The organism is Burkholderia sp. A2 (assembly GCF_001729305.1).
GTDB classification, from domain to species: Bacteria; Pseudomonadota; Gammaproteobacteria; order Burkholderiales; family Burkholderiaceae; genus Burkholderia; species Burkholderia sola.
In genome coordinates this window covers 1-1,748 of sequence record NZ_LZXX01000043.1, presented here as the reverse complement: position 1 = coordinate 1,748, position 1,748 = coordinate 1, and the positions used below count along the sequence as shown (strand labels likewise).

At 66.8% G+C, this 1,748-nt stretch carries 2 protein-coding genes and 1 pseudogene; 1 reads left to right on the top strand and 2 read right to left on the bottom strand.

Translation table 11 applies throughout. The features are described from left to right. Window positions 1–396 (bottom strand): alpha/beta hydrolase (locus A9Z05_RS03555; RefSeq protein WP_176730140.1); only part of this gene is annotated, 396 nt, incomplete at its 3' end. 89 nt (window positions 397–485) lie between these two features. Next, window positions 486–920: a CHRD domain-containing protein gene (locus A9Z05_RS03550; RefSeq protein ID WP_069616895.1), complete on the bottom strand. Its 435-nt coding sequence runs from the start codon at window positions 918–920 to the stop codon at window positions 486–488. Between the two features lie 488 nt (window positions 921–1,408). Between A9Z05_RS03550 and A9Z05_RS03545 the strand changes: the two are divergent. Continuing rightward, window positions 1,409–1,748: pseudogene (locus A9Z05_RS03545) on the top strand (hypothetical protein); the annotation flags it as partial.

Here is a 1,748-nt window from a genome sequence, read left to right as displayed (position 1 = left end):
CGCATCGTCGAGCGCGGCCGGGAAGCGGTTTTCGGGCGCGAGCCGGTAGTCGAGCGAGAAGGAACGCACGCCCGCGCGCTTCGTCAGCCCGAACACCAGCGGCCGGTGGGTCTTCGTCGAACAGAAGTAGTAACCGCCGCCATGGAAATACAGCAGCGTGCGGGCGGGCCCGCGCGCCGCGCCCGAATCGGTGCGCTCGAGCCATTCGCCGCGCAGCGGCGCGTCGTCCGGGCCGTAGCACTGGCGCAGCCGGTAGCCCGACGGCGGGCGGCGCGGCACGATCATCCGCAAGTCGGTAAAGCGCCGGGCACGCGCGGGGTCGAGCACCTCGCGCGTGGTTTCGGGACGAAACTGCCAGCGCAGCAGCCAGCAGGCGAACTTGCTTTGCCAACTCATCGGACGCACTCCGTCATCGCAGTGTGACGATGGTACGTGCGAACGCTCCCGCGTCGCTCGACGGGTGCCTCTACATCAAACGCCGGCGCTCAGTTCGCCGGCATCATCTGGCCGCGGATCTCGCCCGCCGGGTGTTCCTTCGTATGAATGTTGAAGTACCACTTGCCGCCCATCAGATCAGTGACCTGCTCGTCGGTGAGCGCCTTCGAACCCTTGATCGGGCTCGCCAGCTCGTCCTTCGGGATCGGCACCTGCACGCCGGCGTTCTGGCCGACCGGCGCGGGCCCGTGGAAATGCGCGGCCGTGGCCGGCCCCGTGAGGTGTTCGTAAGTGACCGTCCACTGCAGCATGTGGGTGGCCGTGTCGTAGGTGGCGGCGACGGCGCCCGAGCCCTTGGTCGCCGTCGGCGGCACTTCGCTCGACGGCTGCAGACTGGCGGACAAGCGCACCGTTTCGGCAGCGGCGCTGCCGGCGGCCAGCACGCCCGCGAATAACGCGACCTGGAGCAAACGCAGCTTGAGCATGGATTCTCCTTGTACGACGTGGTACGCCGCCCGGGCGGCGGCGCGTCACTGGATGGTAGTCGATTGCGGTCGATCCGGGCAGCCTGCCGAAACCTGGAAGACACCTTTGCAGCATGCCCGCTGAATCCCTGCACGGCCTTTCGCTACACTTCGTTTCACAGTTGCTTGTTTCCTTCGTCCGAAGGAGTCTGCGAGTATTCACGCGGCCGCCCGGCCGCGTTTTTTTTGCGTCGTTGGCGACAAGCGGCATGCCGCGCGCGAATGCGTCTTTCCGGAATATCGAGCATCACGAATCGTTTTTCGTCTCGCTCCAGTCGCGGCCGACGCGCGTACCGACGGTTGCCTGGACCCGACCGCGTACTCCGCATGTTGTCACGATGCGTGTAATACGTTATTGCGCGAACCCCGGTCGACACGCGTTGTCCCGCGCAGGAAAATGATCGCGTGCTGTCGTGACTGGAAAGTGAACCGTGCCGGCCCGTCTCCCGATGCCCTGCCCGCCCCGCCCCGTCCGTGTTCGCCCGCTGCTGGCGAGTCTCTGCTCCGTCGCTGCCCTCTACGGCGCGCCCGTCGACGCGCAGGAATTCTCGCTGTTCGCCGGCCCGCTGTGGGGCGGCGGGCAGCGCACGTATTCGTGGGCGTTCGATTACCAGGAAGGCTTGAGCGCGCATACCGCGCTCGGCTTCACGTGGTACAACGAAGGCCATATTCCGAATCACCATCGCGATGGCCAGGCGGTGCAGTTCTGGGGCCGCATGCCGCTCGAGCATCGCCGGCTGGTGCTGTCGGCCGGCGATGCTCGAGCGGCATGCGGCCCCAGAACTGCAC